Origin of the sequence: Escherichia sp. Marseille-Q3837 (assembly GCF_916618735.1) — a bacterium.
GTDB classification, from domain to species: Bacteria; Pseudomonadota; Gammaproteobacteria; order Enterobacterales; family Enterobacteriaceae; genus Escherichia; species Escherichia ruysiae.
The window spans coordinates 59,462-81,883 of sequence record NZ_CAKAKC010000002.1 but is presented as its reverse complement, the minus strand read 5'-3'; the positions used below and the strand labels follow the sequence as shown (position 1 = coordinate 81,883).

General features: G+C 47.2%; 21 protein-coding genes and 3 pseudogenes. 16 read left to right on the top strand and 8 right to left on the bottom strand.

Translation table 11 applies throughout. The annotated features are described in order from the left end of the window. A pseudogene (locus LG381_RS22305) lies at positions 1–198 on the bottom strand (group II intron reverse transcriptase/maturase); the annotation flags it as partial. Between the two features lie 32 nt (positions 199–230). Here LG381_RS22305 and LG381_RS22300 point away from each other — a divergent pair. The 7 genes from LG381_RS22300 (at position 231) to LG381_RS22270 (ending at position 8,258) form a co-directional block, all read left to right on the top strand. Next, on the top strand, positions 231–1,199 hold the full coding sequence (locus LG381_RS22300; RefSeq protein WP_000654811.1) for an IS5 family transposase: 969 nt from the start codon (positions 231–233) through the stop codon (positions 1,197–1,199). A 150-nt stretch (positions 1,200–1,349) separates the two neighbouring features. Further along, on the top strand, positions 1,350–1,976 hold the full coding sequence (locus LG381_RS22295) for a DMSO/selenate family reductase complex B subunit (RefSeq protein ID WP_032306837.1): 627 nt from the start codon (positions 1,350–1,352) through the stop codon (positions 1,974–1,976). A gap of 2 nt (positions 1,977–1,978) precedes the next feature. Beyond that, on the top strand, positions 1,979–2,806 hold the full coding sequence (locus tag LG381_RS22290; RefSeq protein WP_033550846.1) for a DmsC/YnfH family molybdoenzyme membrane anchor subunit: 828 nt from the start codon (positions 1,979–1,981) through the stop codon (positions 2,804–2,806). Between the two features lie 38 nt (positions 2,807–2,844). Beyond that, positions 2,845–5,268: a DMSO/selenate family reductase complex A subunit gene (locus tag LG381_RS22285; RefSeq protein WP_042004625.1), complete on the top strand. Its 2,424-nt coding sequence runs from the start codon at positions 2,845–2,847 to the stop codon at positions 5,266–5,268. Positions 5,269–5,350: 82 nt separating this feature from the next. After that, entirely contained in the window at positions 5,351–5,998 is a 648-nt protein-coding gene (locus LG381_RS22280; RefSeq protein WP_042004624.1) for a molecular chaperone TorD family protein, read from the top strand. 192 nt (positions 5,999–6,190) lie between these two features. Next, entirely contained in the window at positions 6,191–7,858 is a 1,668-nt protein-coding gene (ettA, locus tag LG381_RS22275) for an energy-dependent translational throttle protein EttA (RefSeq protein ID WP_032306836.1), read from the top strand. Between the two features lie 115 nt (positions 7,859–7,973). Next, positions 7,974–8,258: a hypothetical protein gene (locus LG381_RS22270; protein ID WP_029396284.1), complete on the top strand. Its 285-nt coding sequence runs from the start codon at positions 7,974–7,976 to the stop codon at positions 8,256–8,258. A gap of 10 nt (positions 8,259–8,268) precedes the next feature. Here the strand turns inward: LG381_RS22270 and LG381_RS22265 are convergent. From LG381_RS22265 to cadR, 4 genes are all read right to left on the bottom strand, one after another. Continuing rightward, a protein-coding gene (locus LG381_RS22265) for an IS1-like element IS1D family transposase (protein WP_223293343.1) occupies positions 8,269–8,966 on the bottom strand; the annotation gives its coding sequence in 2 pieces (ribosomal slippage) (positions 8,269–8,717 and positions 8,717–8,966; 699 coding nt in all). Positions 8,967–9,044: 78 nt separating this feature from the next. Beyond that, on the bottom strand, positions 9,045–9,701 hold the full coding sequence (locus tag LG381_RS22415; RefSeq protein ID WP_029396361.1) for a response regulator: 657 nt from the start codon (positions 9,699–9,701) through the stop codon (positions 9,045–9,047). A gap of 11 nt (positions 9,702–9,712) precedes the next feature. Further along, positions 9,713–11,470: a sensor histidine kinase gene (locus tag LG381_RS22250; protein ID WP_032306943.1), complete on the bottom strand. Its 1,758-nt coding sequence runs from the start codon at positions 11,468–11,470 to the stop codon at positions 9,713–9,715. A 262-nt stretch (positions 11,471–11,732) separates the two neighbouring features. Then, the gene (gene cadR / locus LG381_RS22245; RefSeq protein WP_029396360.1) at positions 11,733–12,140 is read right to left on the bottom strand and encodes a Cd(II)/Pb(II)-responsive transcriptional regulator; all 408 of its coding nucleotides are present in this window, start codon (positions 12,138–12,140) and stop codon (positions 11,733–11,735) included. A 130-nt stretch (positions 12,141–12,270) separates the two neighbouring features. Between cadR and LG381_RS22240 the strand changes: the two genes are divergently transcribed. The 4 genes from LG381_RS22240 to LG381_RS22225 all read left to right on the top strand — a co-directional run bounded on the left by LG381_RS22240 (position 12,271) and on the right by LG381_RS22225 (position 14,779). After that, a protein-coding gene (locus LG381_RS22240; RefSeq protein WP_095033700.1) for an IS1-like element IS1B family transposase occupies positions 12,271–12,968 on the top strand; the annotation gives its coding sequence in 2 pieces (ribosomal slippage) (positions 12,271–12,520 and positions 12,520–12,968; 699 coding nt in all). Between the two features lie 80 nt (positions 12,969–13,048). Further along, positions 13,049–13,453 (top strand): hypothetical protein, encoded by a 405-nt coding sequence (locus LG381_RS22235; RefSeq protein ID WP_225763008.1) that lies wholly within the window; start codon positions 13,049–13,051, stop codon positions 13,451–13,453. Positions 13,454–13,463: 10 nt separating this feature from the next. Then, positions 13,464–13,793, top strand: coding sequence for a hypothetical protein (locus LG381_RS22230; RefSeq protein WP_032259853.1), 330 nt, complete (start codon positions 13,464–13,466; stop codon positions 13,791–13,793). 17 nt (positions 13,794–13,810) lie between these two features. Further along, on the top strand, positions 13,811–14,779 hold the full coding sequence (locus LG381_RS22225; protein ID WP_013815099.1) for an IS5-like element IS903B family transposase: 969 nt from the start codon (positions 13,811–13,813) through the stop codon (positions 14,777–14,779). Between the two features lie 56 nt (positions 14,780–14,835). On the opposite strand, the pseudogene LG381_RS22220 reads toward LG381_RS22225, so the two are convergent. Together LG381_RS22220 and istA are read right to left on the bottom strand one after the other, a co-directional pair. Beyond that, positions 14,836–15,045: pseudogene (locus tag LG381_RS22220) on the bottom strand (ATP-binding protein); the annotation flags it as partial. Beyond that, positions 15,045–16,217, bottom strand: coding sequence for an IS21-like element IS21 family transposase (gene istA, locus LG381_RS22215; protein ID WP_032259761.1), 1,173 nt, complete (start codon positions 16,215–16,217; stop codon positions 15,045–15,047). The pseudogene LG381_RS22220 and the gene istA, both read right to left, overlap by 1 nt. A 100-nt stretch (positions 16,218–16,317) precedes the next feature. Between istA and LG381_RS22210 the strand changes: the two are divergent. Further along, positions 16,318–16,755: pseudogene (locus tag LG381_RS22210) on the top strand (transposase); the annotation flags it as partial. A gap of 109 nt (positions 16,756–16,864) precedes the next feature. Here LG381_RS22210 and LG381_RS22205 read toward each other — a convergent pair. Then, a protein-coding gene (locus tag LG381_RS22205; protein ID WP_095033700.1) for an IS1-like element IS1B family transposase occupies positions 16,865–17,562 on the bottom strand; the annotation gives its coding sequence in 2 pieces (ribosomal slippage) (positions 16,865–17,313 and positions 17,313–17,562; 699 coding nt in all). Between the two features lie 405 nt (positions 17,563–17,967). On the opposite strand from LG381_RS22205, the gene LG381_RS22200 reads away from it, so the two are divergent. The 4 genes from LG381_RS22200 to LG381_RS22185 all read left to right on the top strand — a co-directional run bounded on the left by LG381_RS22200 (position 17,968) and on the right by LG381_RS22185 (position 22,337). After that, entirely contained in the window at positions 17,968–18,852 is an 885-nt protein-coding gene (locus tag LG381_RS22200; RefSeq protein ID WP_001113742.1) for a RepB family plasmid replication initiator protein, read from the top strand. A 292-nt stretch (positions 18,853–19,144) separates the two neighbouring features. Then, positions 19,145–19,954 (top strand): GIY-YIG nuclease family protein, encoded by an 810-nt coding sequence (locus tag LG381_RS22195; protein WP_001154687.1) that lies wholly within the window; start codon positions 19,145–19,147, stop codon positions 19,952–19,954. A gap of 168 nt (positions 19,955–20,122) precedes the next feature. Then, positions 20,123–21,319: an AAA family ATPase gene (locus LG381_RS22190; RefSeq protein WP_001285362.1), complete on the top strand. Its 1,197-nt coding sequence runs from the start codon at positions 20,123–20,125 to the stop codon at positions 21,317–21,319. A 16-nt stretch (positions 21,320–21,335) separates the two neighbouring features. Next, a complete protein-coding gene (locus LG381_RS22185; RefSeq protein ID WP_000038866.1) occupies positions 21,336–22,337 on the top strand; it encodes a ParB family protein in 1,002 nt (333 codons plus the stop codon). Positions 22,338–22,422 lie beyond the last annotated feature (85 nt).

The following is a 22,422-nucleotide window of genomic DNA, read 5'->3' as shown; positions in this document are numbered from 1 at the left end:
TGTATACGTGTTTCTGGTCTCCGTCCTCAGATAGGGATTACCTTCGGGTAGCCGCCAGCGGAACAGCTTCTTGCCTTGCCCCACCAACCGGTACAGTATTTCGCCGCTGAGCTTGCCGTGATTGGTTATACCAAATAAAACCCACGTTTTGCTCTGACCCGGTTTCGGTGATTTACACCACCACCTCATCAGGGAAGCGGCTTTGTTGAATAAATCGAACTTTTGCTGAGTTGAAGGATCAGATCACGCATCCTCCCGACAACACAGACCATTCCGTGGCAAAGCAAAAGTTCAGAATCACCAACTGGTCCACCTACAACAAAGCTCTCATCAACCGTGGCTCCCTCACTTTCTGGCTGGATGATGAGGCGATTCAGGCCTGGTATGAGTCGGCAACGCCTTCATCACGAGGAAGGCCCCAGCGCTATTCTGATCTCGCCATCACCACCGTTCTGGTGATTAAACGCGTATTCCGGCTGACCCTGCGGGCTGCGCAGGGTTTTATTGATTCCATTTTTGCCCTGATGAACGTTCCGTTGCGCTGCCCGGATTACACCAGTGTCAGTAAGCGGGCAAAGTCGGTTAATGTCAGTTTCAAAACGTCCACCCGGGGTGAAATCGCACACCTGGTGATTGATTCCACCGGGCTGAAGGTCTTTGGTGAAGGCGAATGGAAAGTCAGAAAGCACGGCAAAGAGCGCCGTCGTATCTGGCGAAAGTTGCATCTTGCTGTTGACAGCAACACACATGAAGTTGTCTGTGCAGACCTGTCGCTGAATAACGTCACGGACTCAGAAGCCTTCCCGGGCCTTATCCGGCAGACTCACAGAAAAATCAGGGCAGCCGCGGCAGACGGGGCTTACGATACCCGGCTCTGTCACGATGAACTGCGCCGCAAAAAAATCAGCGCGCTTATTCCTCCCCGAAAAGGAGCAGGTTACTGGCCCGGTGAGTACGCAGACCGCAACCGTGCCGTTGCTAATCAGCGGCTGAGCGGAAGCAATGCACGGTGGAAATGGACAACGGAATATAACCGTCGCTCGATAGCGGAAACGGCAATGTACAGAATGAAGCAGTTGTTGGGAGATTCACTGACGCTGCGTGACTACGATGGTCAGGTAGCGGAAGCTATGGCCATGGTGCGTGCGTTGAACAGGATGACAAAGGCTGGGATGCCAGAAAGCGTGCGTATTGCCTGAAAATCCAGCCAGCTACAGGGTCGTTCGCACGAAATCTTATTTATTCAACAAAACCGTTTACATGTGGAAATCCCGTATAGAAACAATCCACAGCATCAACCACTATGCCTCCAAACTGTAATAACCATTCACTCTAATTTGGTGGCAGCTATGAAACAAAAACAATATGGCTTCTATATCGACAGCAGTAGATGTACAGGATGTAAAACCTGTCAGGTTGCCTGTAAAGATAAAAATCAACTGCCTATTGGTGTCAATTTTCGTCGGGTATATGAATACGCCGGAGGTAGTTGGACTCAAGCCGGAAAAGATATCTGGCGACAAGACGTTTTCGCTTATTACCTCTCCGTCAGCTGTAATCACTGCGCCGATCCGGCCTGTACCAAAGTTTGCCCTACCGGCGCTATGCATAAGCGTACACAGGATGGTTTAGTTGTTGTTGATGAGCAAATTTGTATCGGTTGTCGATACTGCGAAATGGCCTGTCCGTATGGAGCGCCGCAGTATAACAGCGAGAAGAAACACATGACAAAATGTGATGGCTGTTATGAATTAATCGAACAAAATAAAAAACCGCTGTGTGTTTCATCGTGTCCGTTACGGGCGCTCGATTTTGGGCCAATCGACGAACTAAGAGAAAAATATGGTGATATTACTGATATCGCCCCACTTCCCCAATCGTCGTTTACCCAACCGTCTATCACGATCAATCCCAATCCTCATGGGAAGCCAACGTCAGAGTATCGTGGAACGATTGTTAATAAATCGGAGCTATAACTATGCATGAATTACCTTTGGTCTTCTTTACCGTACTTATGCAAGCCGTTGCCGGTAGCTTTATTCTGCTTTGGTTAATTAAGCTGATCCCTGCCGCTCAGCTACAAACCTCAGGCCAACAATTTTCACTGGCAATATTCTCTCTTTGGCCGCTGTTAGCACTGGCGGGGCTCGCCGCGTTAACACATTTAGGCCAACCATTAAGAGCCCTAAACGTACTCTTTGGCCTAAAACATCTTTCTCCCATGAGCCTCGAGATCGTCATGGTGCTCATTTTTAGTTTGCTTGGCCTAAGCACCAGTTTCTTACTATTGAAAAAAGTAAAAGGAGCGCCACTGCTCCTGTGCGCTGTTCTGGCGGCACTGGCAGCCATCGGTGTTCTATTTGCCATCGCAAACGTTTATTTTTTACCAACAGTTTCTCTTTGGTCTACGCCGTGGACCGTTATTAACTTTGTATTTAGCGGTATTTTGTCCGGCTCATTATTAAGCGCCCTTCTGTTGTACGCATTTCGTAACAGAAACGGGAGTTCAACATCGTTCATATACATCATGAAACCCATTTGGGGCGCGGTACTCTTTCTATTTATCCTGTTTTCCTGTGGCTATTTGTTTGCTCTAAACGGAGAAGTTAGCGCAATTCCTGTATGGCTTAAAGCTATTCAAGTTATTCGAATCCTGTTATTGGCATCCGCATTTCTCTGCTGCCTTTTAATGAATTTATCCACGCAAATAACGGGCAAGTTAGCCGCTGTAACAACGGCTGTCATTATTGCCGAGCTCTTAGGAAGAGTCTTTTTCTATGAACTTATTTTACTGCAACAGCTTTAAGGCAATCGGACTTAACGCCGCGATATAAGGATTTTATTATGTCTACACAACAAAATATAACGCAAGCAGTCGACCATTCTGATTTATCCCGCAGGCGCTTTTTAAAACTGAGCTCTTTTCTCGGTATGGGCGCCTATTTATCGACTCACTCTATGAATGCTATCGCTGCGGCTGTTATTGATACTCACGTAGGTGAAGTTGCCAAATGGCACAATTGCTGGGCACATTGTCATTCCAGTTGCTTATTAAAAATCGTGACTGAAAACGGTGAAATAAAACGTATTGAAACGGACGACCAAGGCGATGATACATTTGGTCGCCATCAAGTCAGAGCTTGTTTACGCGGCCGATCTTTGCATAAACGAACCTTCGCTCCCGACAGATTAAAATACCCAATGAAACGCATCGGCAAACGTGGCGAAGGTAAATTTAAGCGCATCAGTTGGGAAGAAGCACTAACGGAAGTGCACGATAAGCTAAGTCATATCATCCGTGAATATGGTAATCAGGCAATCTTCAGCCGAATCGGTTACGGAAAACCGGACGGTTCTTATCACTATGTTCCCAGGTTTCTGAATATGATCGGCGGCTACCTATCGCCGGAAGGTAATTACAGTAGTCACCAGATTGATACGGCTTCTCAATATACTTACGGCGATAAATCTTATACGTTCGGCAGCGCACCAACGGAAATGGCGCGTTCAGATCTGATTGTTTATTTTGGAAATAATCCGGCCAATACGCGAATGAGCGGTGGCAGCGATACTTACCATTATCAATGGTACAAAAAGCAAAACTCCGCCAGAACAATCGTTATTGATCCTCAATACACAGATACCGCCTGTGGTCGGGAAGATCTTTGGCTGGCTATTCGCCCGGGAAGTGATGCAGCATTAGTTGAAGCAATTGCGTGGGTACTGATAACGGAAGGTTTTACCGATGACGACTTTCTGAAAACACATTGTTACGGTTATGACGAAGAACCGGGTGATAGCGAAAAAAATATTCCTCCGTTAGATAAGCGTTTGGGATACAAAGCTTATATTTTGGGTGAAGGCATCGACGGTATCGCAAAAACGCCAAAATACGCCAGCGCAATCTGCGGCATTCCGGAAGAACAAATTTATCAGTTAGCACGTGAACTTGGCCACGCGAAAGCGCCCTATATTGCTCAAGGTTGGGGCCCCCAGCGTCAGGCTGCCGGAGAACAAACGGCCAGAGCAATATTTATGCTGCCAATTTTGCTGGGTAAAATCGGCTTGCCCGGTACGAATAACGGCGCATCAGACTTTTTGTTCCACACAACAGATGTCATGACAATGCCAACCGGAAAAAACCCGGTTTCGGCAAAAGTTCCCTGCTTTAAATGGCTGGAAGCCGTAGAACGTGGCCATGAAATGACGGCATTAACCGATGGGATCAAAGGCGCACCTAAATTAGATACCGACGTAAAATGCGTCTTTATGTATCAAGGCAACTGGCTGTTAAATCAGCACTCTGACTGCAATGCAACGGCCAAAATATTGGCCGATGAAAGCAAGTTAGAGTTTATTTTCGTGATGGATAATCACATGACAGCCAGCGCTAAATTTGCGGATATTTTACTACCGGATATTACTTGGCTGGAAAACTCTCGTATTGTGGCCTTCTCAACGCATTTGACTATGACTGAACATGTCATTGATCCTATGTACGAGTGCCGCCATCCTTACGATGTCTTTGCCGATCTTGCCGACAAATTTGGTCTCCGCGAAAAATTTACTGAAGGGCGCAGTTGGGATGACTGGCAACGCTATCTGTATAACCAAAGCCGTTTAAAACACACGAATTTTCCGCCTATCGAGATTTTAGAACGAGAAAAAACCGTTCGTCTTCCGTTTGATCCTCTCGCACCGCGATATACGTTAAAAGCGTTTCGGGAAAATCCGGCCCTCAATCCACTGAAAACAGAATCAGGTAAAATTCAGATTTACAGCCATAAACTAGCCAAACTTGCGGAAACATGGACGCTGCCGGCGGGAGATACGATTACGCCATTGCCGCAATATACGCCGACGTGGGAGAGCTATGCCGATGAGGCATTAAGAGAGCAATATCCTTTACAACTCATTGGATTTAAATCAAAAGGACGCCCACACTCAACGTTTCATAACGTTCCGTGGCTGCGGGAAGTCATTGACGATGTTTTAATGATTAATCCTATTGATGCAAAGGCTCGTCATCTTGCTCAAGGGCAGATGGTGCATGTTTATAACGCACGCGGAACGATTCAAATTCCAATACGCATTACGCCAAGAATAATGCCCGGCGTTGTAGCGATGGGCGAAGGTGCATGGTATCAGCCGGATGAGAAAGGCATTGATATCGGTCGATGCATTAATACCCTCACTCGTTTAAAGCCGACGGCCTTAGCGAAAGCCAACCCTCAAGGAACCAATCTGGTCGAAGTCAAACCGATTTAAATTCAACGTTAGCCTCTCAATGGAGGCTAACTCATTGATTTCGTTTTAGCCGGAAATCTATCTCTTTTTATAGGTGAATAAAATGAGCCATCGTATAGAAACTGAAGCTATTACTGAGCGTGAATTGTCACTGGTCAGCTTATCCCTTTTGTATCATTTCTTTTGCTTTGAACCACAAAAGGCACTAATCAACAATATGTTAAACAGCGATATTCTTAATCTTTGGCACAGTAAATGGGACATGGATATTCACGAGACAAACACCTTTTTACAAAATCAAGATGCTCTCGAGCGTTTGCAGGCTGACCATTTAGCCTTATTCGTTGGCATTGGGATGCCAAAAGCCGTTCCATGGGGATCGGTTTATCTGACGGAAGAGAACCTGCTATTACAGCGCTCAACTCATGCATTAACCGCTTTTTTGAAATCCCACCGCATTATACTTTGTACCGATGAACAGCAAATTTCTGACCACATTGGATTATGTTTATCAGTACTCGCCTTGCTATTAAAACAATGGGGAGATTATCCGGAAGAAACCACCGAGCGCACAATACGCGAATTTTTACGCGATCATTTATTGCCATGGAGTGGCCGTTTTTGCGAATTGCTCACCGCCCATGCTGAAACGCCTCTATATGCATTATTAGGAAAAGTCACTAAACGGATATTAAAAGATCAGCAACATCAATGGCAGATTACCCCGCGGCCCCGCACGCTATATTATTGATCTTAAACTTTTACAAACGGATTTTATCTAATGGGGGCCATGAGGTTGCCATTCGTGTGCCGGCGTTCAAAAGTCTCAACTCACGGTTTTATCAGGTTGAGGAAAATATGCCGATCACCATGGCAAAGTCTTCCCCTCCATGCTCTAATCGGCGCCATTAAGAAACCCCGTAATTAAGAGGCTCCTAATACTGTGGCACAATACGTCTATACTATGCATCGTGTCGGAAAAGTTGTTCCTCCGAAGCGACATATTCTAAAAAATATCTCTCTCAGCTTCTTCCCCGGCGCCAAAATTGGTGTGCTTGGTTTAAACGGCGCAGGTAAATCCACGCTATTACGCATTATGGCTGGTATCGACACCGATATCGAAGGTGAAGCGCGTCCGCAGCCGGGCATTAAAATTGGTTATTTGCCGCAAGAACCTAAGCTGAATCCTGAGCAAACCGTAAGAGAAGCAGTTGAAGAAGCCGTCAGTGAAGTCAAAAATGCCTTAACGCGTTTAGACGAAATTTATGCGGCATACGCAGAACCGGATGCAGACTTCGATAAGCTGGCTAAACAGCAAGGCGAAATGGAAGCGATCATTCAATCTCACGATGGACATAATCTGGATAACCAGTTGGAGCGTGCTGCTGATGCATTGCGCCTTCCGCCGTGGGACGCCAAAATTGAGCATTTATCCGGTGGTGAACGCCGTCGCGTTGCACTTTGTCGCCTACTGCTGGAAAAACCGGACATGTTACTGCTCGACGAACCAACCAACCACTTGGACGCAGAGTCCGTTGCCTGGCTGGAACGCTTCCTGCATGACTATGAAGGCACCGTTGTAGCCATTACCCACGACCGTTACTTCCTTGATAACGTCGCAGGCTGGATTCTGGAACTTGACCGCGGTGAAGGTATTCCATGGGAAGGTAACTATTCTTCATGGCTGGAGCAAAAAGATAAGCGTCTGGAGCAAGAAGCCTCTTCCGAAGCCGCTCGCCGCAAATCTATTGAGAAAGAACTTGAGTGGGTTCGCCAGAATCCAAAAGGCCGTCAAGCTAAGAGTAAAGCGCGTCTTGCCCGCTTTGATGAGCTCAATAGCGTTGAATATCAAAAACGCAATGAAACCAGCGAGCTGTTCATTCCGCCCGGCCCTCGTTTAGGCGATAAAGTGCTGGAAGTTCAGAATCTGAAAAAATCTTATGGCGATCGTCTGCTAATAGAAGATTTATCATTCGCGATTCCAAAAGGTGCCATTGTCGGTATTATCGGCCCGAACGGCGCTGGTAAATCAACGCTGTTTCGCATGATTTCCGGTCAGGAGCAGCCTGACAGCGGCACAATCACTTTAGGTGATACCGTAAAAATCGCCTCCGTTGATCAGTTCCGTGACAGTATGGACAATAGCAAAACGGTTTGGGAAGAAGTTTCCGGCGGTCTGGATATTATGCGCATTGGTAACTTTGAACTGCCAAGCCGCGCTTATGTCGGTCGCTTCAACTTCAAAGGCACCGATCAGGGCAAACGCGTTGGCGAGCTTTCCGGCGGCGAACGCGGTCGCTTACATTTAGCTAAACTGCTACAAGTTGGCGGAAATATGCTGCTTCTCGACGAACCGACTAACGATCTGGATATCGAAACGCTGCGTGCGCTCGAAAACGCCCTGTTAGAGTTCCCGGGCTGCGCCATGGTCATTTCCCATGACCGCTGGTTCCTTGATCGTATCGCTACGCACATCCTTGATTACGGCGATGAAGGTAAAGTGGAATTCTTTGAAGGTAACTTTACTGAATACGAAGACTGGAAAAAGCGTACGCTGGGTGCAGAAGCGCTTGAACCTCATCGTATCAAATATAAGAAGATCGCCAAATAATTCTGATCTATTCTTATTAACGGATGTTTTATCAATACACACATTAACGCCCCTTAATTTAGGGGCGTTTTTTCAGGTTGAGCGTAACGGGCTTAATCACTTGAGGAGAGCAGAGATGCCTGCAAACGTTTTATTATTAGGCGCAACCGGATTAATCGGCAGTCATTTACTCGCTATGCTGCAATCCGATCCGCGCATTGAACGCATTTACGCTCCGACGCGCCACCCGCTGTCAAATGCGGGTAACAAAGTGATTAACCCAACGGGCAGTGATGTTCAAATTCTGCTTGATACGCTGACTGAACCCGTTGACGCCGCTTTTTGCTGTTTGGGAACCACACAAAAAACCGCCGGTAGCCGCGCGGCTTTCCGCTTTGCTGATATTACACTTCCCGGGTAATGACTCCAACTTATTGATAGTGTTTTATGTTCAGATAATGCCCGATGACTTTGTCATGCAGCTCCACCGATTTTGAGAACGACAGCGACTTCCGTCCCAGCCGTGCCAGGTGCTGCCTCAGATTCAGGTTATACCGCTCAATTCGCTGCGTATATCGCTTGCTGATTACGTGCAGCTTTCCCTTCAGGCGGGATTCATACAGCGGCCAGCCATCCGTCATCCATATCACCACGTCAAAGGGTGACAGCAGGCTCATAAGACGCCCCAGCGTCGCCATAGTGCGTTCACCGAATACGTGCGCAACAACCGTCTTCCGGAGCCTGTCATACGCGTAAAACAGCCAGCGCTGGCGCGATTTAGCCCCGACGTATCCCCACTGTTCGTCCATTTCCGCGCAGACGATGACGTCACTGCCCGGCTGTATGCGCGAGGTTACCGACTGCGGCCTGAGTTTTTTAAATGGCGGAAAATCGTGTTGAGGCCAACGCCCATAATGCGGGCGGTTGCCCGGCATCCAACGCCATTCATGGCCATATCAATGATTTTCTGGTGCGTACCGGGTTGAGAAGCGGTGTAAGTGAACTGCAGTTGCCATGTTTTACGGCAGTGAGAGCAGAGATAGCGCTGATGTCCGGCAGTGCTTTTGCCGTTACGCACCACCCCGTCAGTAGCTGAACAGGAGGGACAGCTGATAGAAACAGAAGCCACTGGAGCACCTCAAAAACACCATCATACACTAAATCAGTAAGTTGGCAGCATCACCGATAGCCGTATTCTATTTCTCTTCTATTTCCGTTTTATTCTGACCGGCGGCTCGCAAATCTCACCTAAATAAGGTTCAACCAGCGTATAAAGACGAACCATTTCAGCCAAAGAACCCATGCCTAAGTGTTTTTGCATATTGGCTCGATGTACTTCAACCGTTCGGGCAGAAATAAAAAGATTTTCAGCAATTTGCTGATTTGTTTTTCCATCGGCCAACAAAGTTAAGATATTGCGTTCACGACCGGTTAATTGCTCATAACGGCTGATGTACGTTTGGCGCGCTTTTTCTGCTGCTGACCAAATTAAAGCGTTTTTCACGGCACGTAACAGATGTTTTTGATCGACCGGCTTTTGCAGAAAATCAACGGCTCCTTGTTTCAAGGCATCAACGGCCATCGGAACATCGCCGTATCCGGTCAGAAAAACGATACCTAAAGTGCTTCTGGTTTGGCTAAGCAATGTTTGCAGCGTTTGACCACCCATTCCCGGCATGCGGCAATCCAGAATTAAGCAACCGGTGTCCGTCAGGCACTCAATATGCCGTTCACTCCACTGTAAAAAAGCTTCGGCGGAGGAGAAGCACTGAGTTTGATATCCTTCACCTTGCAGAACAAATTCAAGGGAATCCAGAACGGATTCATCATCATCAACAATGTATAAACGCTGTATTTCTGACATGCTGAACTCCGTTATTTATGGTTGTGGTAGAGAGTGAAGATAACAGATGCTTCGCATCCGCCGTCAGGATGGTTTTGTAGTAAAAATGTACTGCGATGTGACTCGGCAATTTCTTTACAGATAACTAAACCAAGGCCTATTCCGTCCGCTTTTGTTGTGACAAATGGCGTCATAAGTTCTTCCAGTGGCAGTTGTAAACCTGCTCCGCGATCTCTGACGGTTAAATGTGCCTTGTTTTCTGTATGTAACAGATTGATCGATACGCTGCAAGCACCGGCCTGAGCGGAAGCATCAATTGCATTAGTAAATAAATTAACCATTAATTGTTCTATTCCTGCTTTATCTGCCTTCAGAAGCATCTTTTGCTTATCGATATGTAAAATTAGCTCTACTTGTTTTGATTTTGCATAGATCTCAACAAGTTTTATTGCCTGCTGCAGAATAATTGCCAGATCCTGAGGCGTTTTTTGTATAGCCTGCTTTCTGAGTAATTGACGGAAACGATCGACAACTTGATTAATTCGGATAACCTGATGGCGAATTTTATCCAGTAACACATCAATATCCGTGGAGTGGTCACCGCGTTTTCGGCGCGATAGTTCACCTTCAGCATACAGATGAATCGCGGACAGCGGCTGACTTAACTCATGCGCTAAACTTGAGCCCAGTTTATTGACCAATGCCCGACGTTGAGCATATTGCAGATTCTCTAACGCTTGCTGTAGCGAAAGGGTACTTTTACGATATTTCATCGTCAGGAAAATGTATTGAAGCGGCAAAATAATTAAGGCGATACCGATGACGATCAGCAGGTAGTAACGGCTCTTAATCCACTCCCATAATTTAATCCACCAGGGCTGTTCCAGAGGATGTATTCCTAAATCTTTAAACAATCGATCCAGTTCCGCCTGACTTTCAGGAACTGTCCATCCCAGAGATTGTGCAGCTTTTGCGACTTCGGATTGGCTAGGAACCGCTAATAATGCGGTGAGAATCTTTCGTCCCAACGTTCTGTCTGCCGCGTCGGTCATGGCAAAACTCCAGTTAGGATAAAGACGAGTAGAAACCTGACAGCCAAAGGAGTCGGGCGCGATATTGTTTAATGCCCGGAGTGCTTTTTCTTCCAACTGGTGTTTTTCTATCATTGATTCAACGAGGCAGACCGGCAAAATAGCGGCCTGAATTTTCCCGGCTAATAAAGCCTGAACAACGGATTCATGAGGATAACCGATTTCCTGTACATGAGAGAAATAACGATTGCTGACACCCATTTGGTGCAACTCTCTTTCCATTGCCATAAAACCACCGAATGCCTGACGATGAGCGGTACCGATGGGCTTACCGGATAACTGTAATAGATCGGTAAACGGGCTATTTTCTTTGACCCACATAGCCGAACCTGTTGCGGTAGTTGTTCCGCCCTGCATTGGGCTGATTAATGTCGCCATCCAGGATAAAGAGTGAACCCTACCGATACGGATACTTTCTGATGGATTAACAATGATAAATTGCAGATTTTGTTGACTAATTTCGTGCTGTAACTGAGATAAAGGCAGCGGAATTAACCGGAAATCATACTCTGGTATTTCTTGTTTTAACCAATTGATTGTTGGTTGCCATCTTTCTCTGGCTTCAGTCATTCCCCGATCGGCAAAAACACCAATAGAAATCAGATGCTTTGTTGGCTCGTTTACCGGTTCTGCACTGATAACTGCGATGGATTTCATCATAAAAAAAATGAGCATTCCAAAATATATCAATGACTTCATTATGCTGTTTCCTGTTTTTATCTGTCATGAAAGATATTTCTTGGTGTCAGGCATTTGCTTACATGGTTAATTTCTGAAAACGTAAATCAGTCTTTCAAGCTTATCGCTATCGGCATATCTGCTTGCCGCCGGTCTGATATTATTCTTTCTGCTATTATCTAGAGCTATATTATAGGGGTAAGCGGATTAAATGGTTGATCTTACCTTTGCATGAGAGTGAGACAGACCGGCATCTCATCGGATTATCTGGTTGATGCTTCACCTACTGCTGGTGCATGTTTCCTTCGCTAATTCCAGCAAGAACCCCACACGCCTCAACTTCCCGGTCATCGTTGCAACTCGCTCTCAGTGAAACGAGTTGTTTCTCAAGCGCTTGCAGAGCGGTTATCTGCGACCGCACATGAGAGATGTGATCATCGAGCAAGGCGTTGACGGCGGTACAAGGCTGATGAGGGGCGTCCTGATAGCTCTGTAGTTCGTGAATCTCAGCCAGTGACAGGCCCAGGATTCTGCAGCGACGGATGAAGGCCAGCCCCTCACCATGCTTCTCGGTATAGACACGGTAACCGTTGTCCTGCCGATCAGGCGGCGGCAACAAGCCCTGCTGTTCATAGAAGCGGATCGTCTGTGTTTCGACCCCTACCAACTGCGCCAACTGACCAATGCGCATCAGCCTCCTCCCCAACGGATTCTTTACTCTATTGACCTTATAGTAGCTTTATAGTTTTAAATGGTACCACAACATGGTGATGCTGCCAACTTACTGATTTAGTGTATGATGGTGTTTTTGAGGTTCTCCAGTGGCTTCTGTTTCTATCAGCTGTCCCTCCTGTTCAGCTACTGACGGGGTGGTGCGTAACGGCAAAAGCACCGCCGGACATCAGCGCTATCTCTGCTCTCACTGCCGTAAAACATGGCAACTGCAGTTCACTTACACCGCTTCTCAACCCGGTACGCACCAGAAAATCATTGATATGGCCATGAATGGCGTTGGATGCCGGGCAACCGCCCGCATTATGGGCGTTGGCCTCAACACGATTTTCCGCCATTTAAAAAACTCAGGCCGCAGTCGGTAACCTCGCGCATACAGCCGGGCAGTGACGTCATCGTCTGCGCGGAAATGGACGAACAGTGGGGCTATGTCGGGGCTAAATCGCGCCAGCGCTGGCTGTTTTACGCGTATGACAGGCTCCGGAAGACGGTTGTTGCGCACGTATTCGGTGAACGCACTATGGCGACGCTGGGGCGTCTTATGAGCCTGCTGTCACCCTTTGACGTGGTGATATGGATGACGGATGGCTGGCCGCTGTATGAATCCCGCCTGAAGGGAAAGCTGCACGTAATCAGCAAGCGATATACGCAGCGAATTGAGCGGCATAACCTGAATCTGAGGCAGCACCTGGCACGGCTGGGACGGAAGTCGCTGTCGTTCTCAAAATCGGTGGAGCTGCATGACAAAGTCATCGGGCATTATCTGAACATAAAACACTATCAGTAAGTTGGAGTCATTACCGGCACCCCGAATTGGTGCAGGCAATTCAGGACTGGTTTAATGAATTGCACGACGAAAATAATTTAATGAAGGAGAATCTGGAACACCATATCGCCACTATTCACGTTGATGAAAGTGATCCATTCTTCTCATCAACTGAGTTTTCTCCGTTCCGATTTGAATCGGTCCAGTTAAACTTCAACAATCAAAATACAATGCGTTTTTATAAGCACATCTTTGAAATGAACAACCTTCTGACCCAGATGTACAAATTCAACTCTCTGGGTCAATTACCGGTTAGCGATTACAACGTAATGGCGCACAATATTATTCGAAGTCTCAACATGTATATCGAACGGGTTAAGAAAACACTTAACGTATCCCGTCGTGTAAAAGGTGCTTACAGTCCCGATGAGTTTATCGAAAAGGTAAAACAGTACAAAAGCGTGCAGGCTTATATTGCTGCGGAACTGTCTGGTAAACGCCGCTAAGGATTATTTGATGAATTTCAGGGCGATCTTCTTAAGTATGCAACGAGTTTTAGGCATCTTCTCCAGACGGGAGAATGATGTAGTTGAGTTAATAAAGCAGGACCCTTCGAGTCTTTCGCCATTTGCTCAGATTGTAGGGGATCAAAAATACACTGTGCCAGATCACCCGAATCTTGAAGTCCTGAAATTCATTGAATACCCAACCCGACCTGCGGGGATACAAACCTTTAATGAGCAGTCTATTCTTTCTCTTTATAGAGATAAACTGCACTCTATTTCTATGATGCTCGCAATAAGTGATGGTGACATCCGGGAGGATGCCTTTGGCTTTGTTGAATAAATCGAACTTTTGCTGAGTTGAAGGATCAGATCACGTATCTTCCCGACAACGCAGACCGTTCCGTGGCAAAGCAAAAGTTCAAAATCACCAACTGGCCCACCTACAATAAAGCCCTCATCAACCGTGGCTCCATAACTTTCTGGCTGGATGATGAAGCTATTCAGGCCTGGTATGAGTCAGCAACACCTTCTTCACGAGGCAGACCTCAGCGCTATTCTGACCTTGCCATCACGACTGTGCTGGTCATTAAACGCGTATTCAGGCTGACCCTGCGCGCTGCGCAGGGCTTTATTGATTCCATTTTTTCTCTGATGAACGTTCCGCTACGCTGCCCGGATTACAGCTGTGTCAGCAGGCGGGCAAAGTCGGTTAACGTCAGTTTCAAAACGCCCACCCGGGGTGAAATCGCACACCTGGTAATTGATTCCACCGGGCTGAAGGTCTTCGGTGAAGGCGAGTGGAAAGTCAAAAAGCATGGCCAGGAACGCCGCCGTATCTGGCGTAAGCTGCATCTCGCCGTTGACAGTAAAACACATGAAATCATCTGCGCTGACCTGTCGCTGAACAATGTGACGGACTCAGAAGCCTTCCCGGGTCTTATCCGGCAGACTCACAGAAAAATCAGGGCAGCATCGGCAGACGGCGCTTACGACACCCGGCTCTGTCACGATGAACTGCGGCGTAAGAAAATCAGCGCGCTTATCCCTCCCCGAAAAGGTGCGGGTTACTGGCCCGGTGAATATGCAGACCGTAACCGTGCAGTGGCTAATCAGCGAATGACCGGGAGTAATGCGCGGTGGAAATGGACAACAGATTACAACCGTCGCTCGATAGCGGAAACGGCGATGTACCGGGTAAAACAGCTGTTCGGGGGTTCACTGACGCTGCGTGACTACGATGGTCAGGTTGCGGAGGCTATGGCCCTGGTACGAGCGCTGAACAAAATGACGAAAGCAGGTATGCCTGAAAGCGTGCGTATTGCCTGAAAACACAACCCGCTACGGGGGAGACTTACCCGAAATCTGATTTATTCAACAAAGCCCTCCAGCGTTTTGACCCACGGCAGACGAGCCTGCTTCAGCCTGGACTCCATACCGCGCTGATGCCTGCCGTTCCATTCCTGCTGTAGCGCCATGCACAGGAACTCCCGGTAGTTCAGCTCTTTTTTAGCTGCCTGTTCCAGCAGGCTTTCAACGTGATAACTCAGATGCTCCATTTTCAGGCGACTCAGCAGGACTTCCAGCTCATGCATCACAACAGCTCCTCATAGGCACTCAGTGGCCGATGTTCCACCTGACTGACCTGCTGCCAGAGCGGGGCGTGATGCTCCGGCACTGTCTGCCAGCCAGACGATGCCGAACAGAGGCGATGTGAGGCCACCAGTTTCTCATTACTGTAGATCCGCAACTCGTCATCCAGCGATATTCGTATCGATACCGGCTGACCACACAGCGCTTCGGGAACGCTGTAACGATTACCGCCAACCTCGATATAGCTGTCCCAGGACACATGGCGGATGTCGAAGTAACTGGTATCGAAGTCCGTATCCGGTAACGGCTGCAGATGTTCCTGCTCCAGCGCGAAGCGCTGTTCCGGAGTTTCTTTGAACTGGTGAAGTTCCCGTTTGTCAGCCACATCGGCTATCCATTGCTCCAGTTGTTGATTGACATGAGTGAAGCTGTCGAACCTGCGGTACCGGACGAAGAAGTTCTCCTTGAGGTATTTCACCATCCGCTCAACCTTACCTTTTGTTCTGGCCCTGCGTGGACGGCATGCCCGTGGCAGGAAGTTATAGTGGTCGGCCAGCAACAGGAATCCGGAGTTGAACACGACTTTCCCGTTGTTATTCTTCAGCACCGCAGCCTTCTGGTTATCAACCAGCACCGTTTTCACACAACCACCGAAGTAGCGGAAGGCGTGAACCAGTGATTCGTAGGTATGCTCAGCATCCTGTTTTGGTGCGGCGAAGACATGGAAGCGGCGGGAGAACCCCAGCGTATTAACCGCAAAGTTAACTTTGCACCGTTGCCCGGCAACCTCCACCTCAACTTCGCCCCAGTCGTGCTGGAGCTGGTATCCAGGCTGAGTTTCGAAGCGAACTGTTCTTTTTGACGGACGCATTTTACGTTTGGGCTGGATGTAGTAACGCAGCATGGAACGTCCGCCCGTATAGCCCATTGCCTTAATCTCCGCGAAGATAACCTCGCTATTCCAGACATTCTCTGCCAGGCGCATGTCGATGTAATCCATAAACGGTTTCAGCTTAACCATTTTGTGGCGGGTCTTTCTGGCTGGCGGTTCAGGGTATTTGAGGTAGCGTCTGACCGTCCGTTCAGAGCAACCAATCTGAGCCGCAATATCGACAATGTACGCGCCCTGCTGGCGCATTTGCTTTATCATGTAAAAGTCCTCTCTGCTCAGCATGTTGATGTCCTTTCTGGTGTGAGAACCTTAAGGAAACAACATGTTGGGTGGAGCGGACAATCCAAATGGTGAATTACCGTCTTATATCACTGGCGCTGACAACATCGTTGATGACTTTAATCGCGAGGCGTTGTCTATCGAAATAGACCTTAATTTACCAGCTCAGCGAGTGGTTCGTGTCCTCGACAGGATCGCAGCAAACCGGGGATATCCCGTAATGCTTCGCATGGATAATGGTCCGGAATTTATCTCGCTGGCACTGGCTGAATGGGCAGAGAAACATACAGTACAACTGGAATTTATCCAACCGGGTAAACCGACACAGAACGCATTCATTGAACGCTTTAACAGAACATATCGCACAGAAATACTCGATTTTTATCTGTTCAGAACGCTGAATGAAGTGCGTGAAATCACGGAACAATGGCTGTTAGAATATAACTGTGAACGCCCTCATGAATCACTGAACAACCTGACACCGGAGGAATATCGTCAACAACATTACCAGCCCGGGATCTCAAAAAGTGTATGGAACTAAAGCGGGTCTATTTACATGAGCAACTGCTCAAAGTCAACATGAGGAAAGATAATGAAGGCAGGGTTCATGAGAGAGAAAATTCTTAAGGGAGCAGGGTAATGACTCCAACTTATTGATAGTGTTTTATGTTCAGATAATGCCCGATGACTTTGTCATGCAGCTCCACCGATTTTGAGAACGACAGCGACTTCCGTCCCAGCCGTGCCAGGTGCTGCCTCAGATTCAGGTTATGCCGCTCAATTCGCTGCGTATATCGCTTGCTGATTACGTGCAGCTTTCCCTTCAGGCGGGATTCATACAGCGGCCAGCCATCCGTCATCCATATCACCACGTCAAAGGGTGACAGCAGGCTCATAAGACGCCCCAGCGTCGCCATAGTGCGTTCACCGAATACGTGCGCAACAACCGTCTTCCGGAGCCTGTCATACGCGTAAAACAGCCAGCGCTGGCGCGATTTAGCCCCGACGTATCCCCACTGTTCGTCCATTTCCGCGCAGACGATGACGTCACTGCCCGGCTGTATGCGCGAGGTTACCGACTGCGGCCTGAGTTTTTTAAATGGCGGAAAATCGTGTTGAGGCCAACGCCCATAATGCGGGCGGTTGCCCGGCATCCAACGCCATTCATGGCCATATCAATGATTTTCTGGTGCGTACCGGGTTGAGAAGCGGTGTAAGTGAACTGCAGTTGCCATGTTTTACGGCAGTGAGAGCAGAGATAGCGCTGATGTCCGGCAGTGCTTTTGCCGTTACGCACCACCCCGTCAGTAGCTGAACAGGAGGGACAGCTGATAGAAACAGAAGCCACTGGAGCACCTCAAAAACACCATCATACACTAAATCAGTAAGTTGGCAGCATCACCGAAAGCGTAGAATAATATGACTTCCTTCCAACCGGCTTTGTTGGCCGGTTTATTCAACTTATCCACAGCATAGATCCAATAAACAGATCCTAAAGAGAACCTAGGAAGATCCAAAGAAGATCCCGGATCGCTGTAAGCCGCGTCATTACTGGCCTGAAATGGGATCAACATTGACTATACGCGATTTTATGTTGACTGTGCACGATTTATTGTTGACTGCACGCGATTTATTGTTGACTATACGCGACAGAAACATTGACTGTAAGCGATTTTAGAGTCTGAATATTCACAGCTGTTGATAACAGCCATCCAAATTGACGTCAGGCCGCGCCACACATGGAGAAACCGTGATGCCGGAAGAAAGTAAAGGCTTCCTTAGCGTTGAAGAAGTTGCAGGAAATACAGGAGAAATCCACAGCCTGAAGCCCAATAACAACAGCACTATACAACCCATCGCTTTGTTGCGCTTAGGTGTGTTTGTGCCAACCTTAAAATCTACCAATGTGGCGCTACGTCGCGGATCGTCAGTTACAACAAACACAACGAACGCAACTGAAGAACTATCAAGCCTCAAAATTGTTGAGCAGGAAGGCTATGAGGGAATTGAAATTCATGGTCCACGCCTGGATATGGATACTGATTTTAAGGTGTGGGTGGGCATAACCTCCGCGTTGTTTGACTACGCACCTGATGATGACGGCATAATCACCCTGCCATTCTCCGAGTTTGCCGATCGATGCGGCTATCCACGTAAGCGCCTTTCAAAGGCGTTCCGTAAAAGTATTGATGACTCTCTGACACGCATTCAGCAGACAGTTGTCAAATTCCGCTTCCCGGCGGCAAAAGGTCATCTCAATAACATTAACGTCAACTTGTTGGCATATAGCAGCCTGAATACCGAGCTTGATGTTATCGAGATCCAGCCGCAGAAACAGCTATCTGAACTTTACTATGTTGACTATAAGCGAATCCTGAAGCTGAAGATGCTGGATAAACTAGGGCGCAAAGAGACGGCCAAGGTACTGTATACATTCTTTGAGGCTCTACCCGCCAACCCGGCACCTGTCAGCATTGAGCGCCTTAGAGCGAGGCTTAATCTCAAATCATCCGTTAGCGTGCAAAATAGCGTTATCAGAAAAGCCATGAAAGATTTGGAAGCTATTGAGTATCTTAAATTTTCAGAGATAAAAAACGGCAGGAAAATCGGCTTCCAGATCCATAAGCGCAATCCATAATATTGACTATATGCGATAGCGAGAAGTTGACTATAGGCGACATTCGTTGACGCTGGTGGATTTTTGCTGGCGTCAATATTCTGCAAGTCGCTATTGAGATGGCTTTTAGGGGCATTTCATCGCGTATAGTCAACGTTTCTCCCGACAATATCTTACATAGTCGATCTTTGGTGGAGTTAAATCGACTACAGTCAACTTTTGACTGTAGTCACATCGCGCATAGTCAACTATTCACATTAACCTTCGCGCATAGTCAACATTTGCGCGGTTCTCATCAAGCAGTGGTATTGATATGCAAGAAGAGAAACAACACTACCTCTACGTTCTGGTGCCAGAGAACGGAGATACTTTTAAAATCGGCATTTCATGTGGTCCATTGGCACGGTTTAAAGGGCTACAAGTGAGTCCCGATTTTGCGCTTTCACGGGTCTATCGTGGTACGCGTTTGGCAATGGTTAATCTTGAGCGGGCTTTACACGCAACCTTTTTCCCCTGGAATGCGCCGTGGGAGAAAAGCGTCGGTGGCGGGCATACTGAATGGTTTACACGAGAGTGTCTTGATAAGGTTTTGGCTCATATCGAATATCTAAATGATATGTGGGGAGGGATTCTCGAGCGCATTAAGTCGAATGATTTACTTCAGCGTCCAGTAGATGCTGCTTGCTCTTTCGAAAAAGAGCTGGATGTTACTTCTATCGTGACTTTCAAAGATGACGCAGGAATGAGGGACGTGGCTTATGTCTCCATATCTGGCTATGAACCGGACGCGATCCGCGCTCAATGTGAATTGCTGAAAGCAATGTTTATGCTTCGGACTAAATATCCCTGGGATACAGGGCGGGTGTGCTTCCCTATGGAAGAGTTAACCGCCACCATTGATTCCCAGCTTTACCACGATAATCCAGAGAAGTTTTTTAGCCTTTTAGCCGGTAATGGGCTTAACTGTGTGTCCGGGCTGGGGCGAAGTAGAATCCAACATGCCTCGCTCTTCGGTCCCTTCTTTTACGATCGACACGGGTACTTTGAGGCTGAACTTCCGGCGCTTACGCGTGCTATAGATACTATCGATTTCGAACGATTATTCGCTGCTCTTAGCAAATAACACTGATGCCCCTGAACGGGGCTTTTTTGTGCCCTCCTTGTAACTCTCAATCGTGCAAAATGAACCAAACATGCAGAGAATGCTATGTACAAGCATCTACGCATACATTATTATTTTATGCAGCATTTTTAATTAAATTCAAAAATACAGCATAAAGGATGACTTTCGATGAGTGATTCCAGCCAGCTTCACAAGGTTGCTCAAAGAGCAAATAGAATGCTCAATGTTCTGACTGAACAAGTACAGTTGCAAAAGGATGAGCTACACGCGAACGAGTTTTACCAGGTCTATGCGAAAGCGGCACTGGCAAAATTGCCTCTACTGACTCGTGCGAACGTTGACTATGCCGTAAGTGAAATGGAAGAAAAGGGTTATGTTTTCGATAAACGCCCTGCTGGCTCTTCAATGAAATATGCGATGTCAATTCAGAACATCATTGACATATATGAACATCGCGGAGTGCCAAAATACCGGGATCGCTACAGCGAAGCGTATGTGATTTTCATCTCCAATCTTAAAGGCGGTGTGTCAAAAACTGTATCGACGGTTTCTCTGGCGCATGCAATGCGTGCTCATCCTCATCTTCTGATGGAAGATTTAAGGATTCTGGTTATTGACCTTGATCCGCAATCTTCAGCAACGATGTTTTTAAGCCATAAACACTCTATTGGTATCGTAAACGCAACATCTGCACAGGCTATGTTGCAGAATGTAAGCCGTGAAGAGCTGTTAGAGGAGTTTATTGTTCCTTCTGTTGTACCTGGGGTTGACGTTATGCCTGCGTCGATTGACGATGCCTTTATTGCATCCGATTGGAGAGAGCTGTGCAATGAGCATCTACCGGGTCAGAACATCCATGCAGTCCTGAAAGAAAATGTGATTGATAAGCTGAAGAGCGATTATGACTTTATCCTCGTTGATAGTGGTCCTCACCTTGACGCCTTCCTGAAAAATGCTTTGGCCTCGGCCAATATACTGTTTACACCTCTGCCGCCTGCAACGGTTGATTTCCACTCATCGCTTAAATACGTTGCCCGCCTTCCTGAGTTGGTGAAACTCATTTCGGATGAAGGCTGCGAGTGTCAGCTTGCAACTAACATTGGTTTTATGTCCAAGTTGAGTAACAAGGCAGACCATAAGTATTGCCATAGCCTGGCTAAAGAAGTGTTCGGTGGGGATATGCTTGATGTTGTCCTCCCTCGCCTTGACGGTTTTGAACGCTGCGGCGAGTCTTTTGACACTGTTATTTCAGCTAACCCGGCAACGTATGTTGGTAGTGCTGATGCATTGAAGAACGCGCGAATTGCTGCGGAAGATTTTGCTAAAGCAGTTTTTGACCGTATTGAATTTATCAGATCTAACTGAGGAGTAAGAAACCCCCATGTCAAAGAAAAACAGACCAACAATTGGGCGAACCCTTAATCCTTCAATATTAAGCGGATTTGATAGTTCTTCAGCCTCTGGCGATCGAGTCGAGCAGGTATTCAAGTTATCAACTGGTCGCCAGGCCACATTTATTGAAGAGGTAATACCTCCGAACCAGGTAGAAAGCGATACCTTTGTTGATCAGCATAACAACGGGCGTGACCAGGCATCTCTTACGCCAAAATCATTAAAAAGTATCCGAAGCACTATTAAGCATCAGCAATTTTACCCTGCAATAGGTGTTAGACGGGCTACAGGGAAAATTGAAATTTTGGATGGTTCCCGGCGTCGAGCTTCTGCCATCTTAGAGAACGTAGGGTTGCGGGTTTTAGTCACGGACCAGGAGATCAGCGTTCAGGAAGCGCAAAATTTAGCGAAAGACGTTCAGACAGCATTGCAGCACAGCATTCGAGAAATAGGTCTGCGTTTGATGCGAATGAAAAATGATGGGATGAGTCAGAAGGATATTGCAGCCAAAGAAGGGCTGTCTCAGGCGAAGGTCACGCGTGCTCTCCAGGCAGCGAGTGCTCCGGAAGAATTAGTCGCCCTTTTCCCTGTGCAGTCGGAATTAACCTTTTCGGACTACAAAACGCTTTGTGCTGTTGGCGACGAAATGGGGAACAAGAATTTAGAGTTTGATCAGCTTATTCAAAACATATCCCCGGAAATAAACGACATCTTATCCATTGAAGAAATGGCCGAAGATGAAGTTAAAAATAAAATCCTGCGCTTGATAACAAAGGAAGCCTCACTACTCACGGATAAAGGTTCTAAAGATAAGTCCGTAGTTACTGAATTATGGAAATTTGAGGACAAGGATCGCTTTGCAAGGAAGCGCGTGAAAGGCCGTGCATTTTCTTATGAGTTTAATCGACTTTCAAAAGAGCTACAGGAAGAACTCGACAGGATGATTGGGCATATCCTTAGAAAGAGCCTCGATAAAAAGCCGAAGCCTTAAACTTTCGCCATTCAAATTTCACTATTAAACTACTGTTTTTAAAGTAAATCCCTCTAAAATTTCAAGGTGAAATCGCCACGATTTC

Coding starts and splice junctions, on each gene's coding strand:
- LG381_RS22295 (WP_032306837.1), top strand. CDS start 1,350: ATGAAACAAAAACAATATGGCTTCTATATCGACAGCAGTAGATGTACA.
- LG381_RS22290 (WP_033550846.1), top strand. CDS start 1,979: ATGCATGAATTACCTTTGGTCTTCTTTACCGTACTTATGCAAGCCGTT.
- LG381_RS22285 (WP_042004625.1), top strand. CDS start 2,845: ATGTCTACACAACAAAATATAACGCAAGCAGTCGACCATTCTGATTTA.
- LG381_RS22280 (WP_042004624.1), top strand. CDS start 5,351: ATGAGCCATCGTATAGAAACTGAAGCTATTACTGAGCGTGAATTGTCA.
- LG381_RS22270 (WP_029396284.1), top strand. CDS start 7,974: ATGCCTGCAAACGTTTTATTATTAGGCGCAACCGGATTAATCGGCAGT.
- LG381_RS22415 (WP_029396361.1), bottom strand. CDS start 9,701: ATGTCAGAAATACAGCGTTTATACATTGTTGATGATGATGAATCCGTT.
- LG381_RS22250 (WP_032306943.1), bottom strand. CDS start 11,470: ATGAAGTCATTGATATATTTTGGAATGCTCATTTTTTTTATGATGAAA.
- cadR (WP_029396360.1), bottom strand. CDS start 12,140: ATGCGCATTGGTCAGTTGGCGCAGTTGGTAGGGGTCGAAACACAGACG.
- LG381_RS22235 (WP_225763008.1), top strand. CDS start 13,049: ATGAAGGAGAATCTGGAACACCATATCGCCACTATTCACGTTGATGAA.
- LG381_RS22230 (WP_032259853.1), top strand. CDS start 13,464: ATGAATTTCAGGGCGATCTTCTTAAGTATGCAACGAGTTTTAGGCATC.
- istA (WP_032259761.1), bottom strand. CDS start 16,217: ATGCTGAGCAGAGAGGACTTTTACATGATAAAGCAAATGCGCCAGCAG.
- LG381_RS22200 (WP_001113742.1), top strand. CDS start 17,968: ATGCCGGAAGAAAGTAAAGGCTTCCTTAGCGTTGAAGAAGTTGCAGGA.
- LG381_RS22195 (WP_001154687.1), top strand. CDS start 19,145: ATGCAAGAAGAGAAACAACACTACCTCTACGTTCTGGTGCCAGAGAAC.
- LG381_RS22190 (WP_001285362.1), top strand. CDS start 20,123: ATGAGTGATTCCAGCCAGCTTCACAAGGTTGCTCAAAGAGCAAATAGA.
- LG381_RS22185 (WP_000038866.1), top strand. CDS start 21,336: ATGTCAAAGAAAAACAGACCAACAATTGGGCGAACCCTTAATCCTTCA.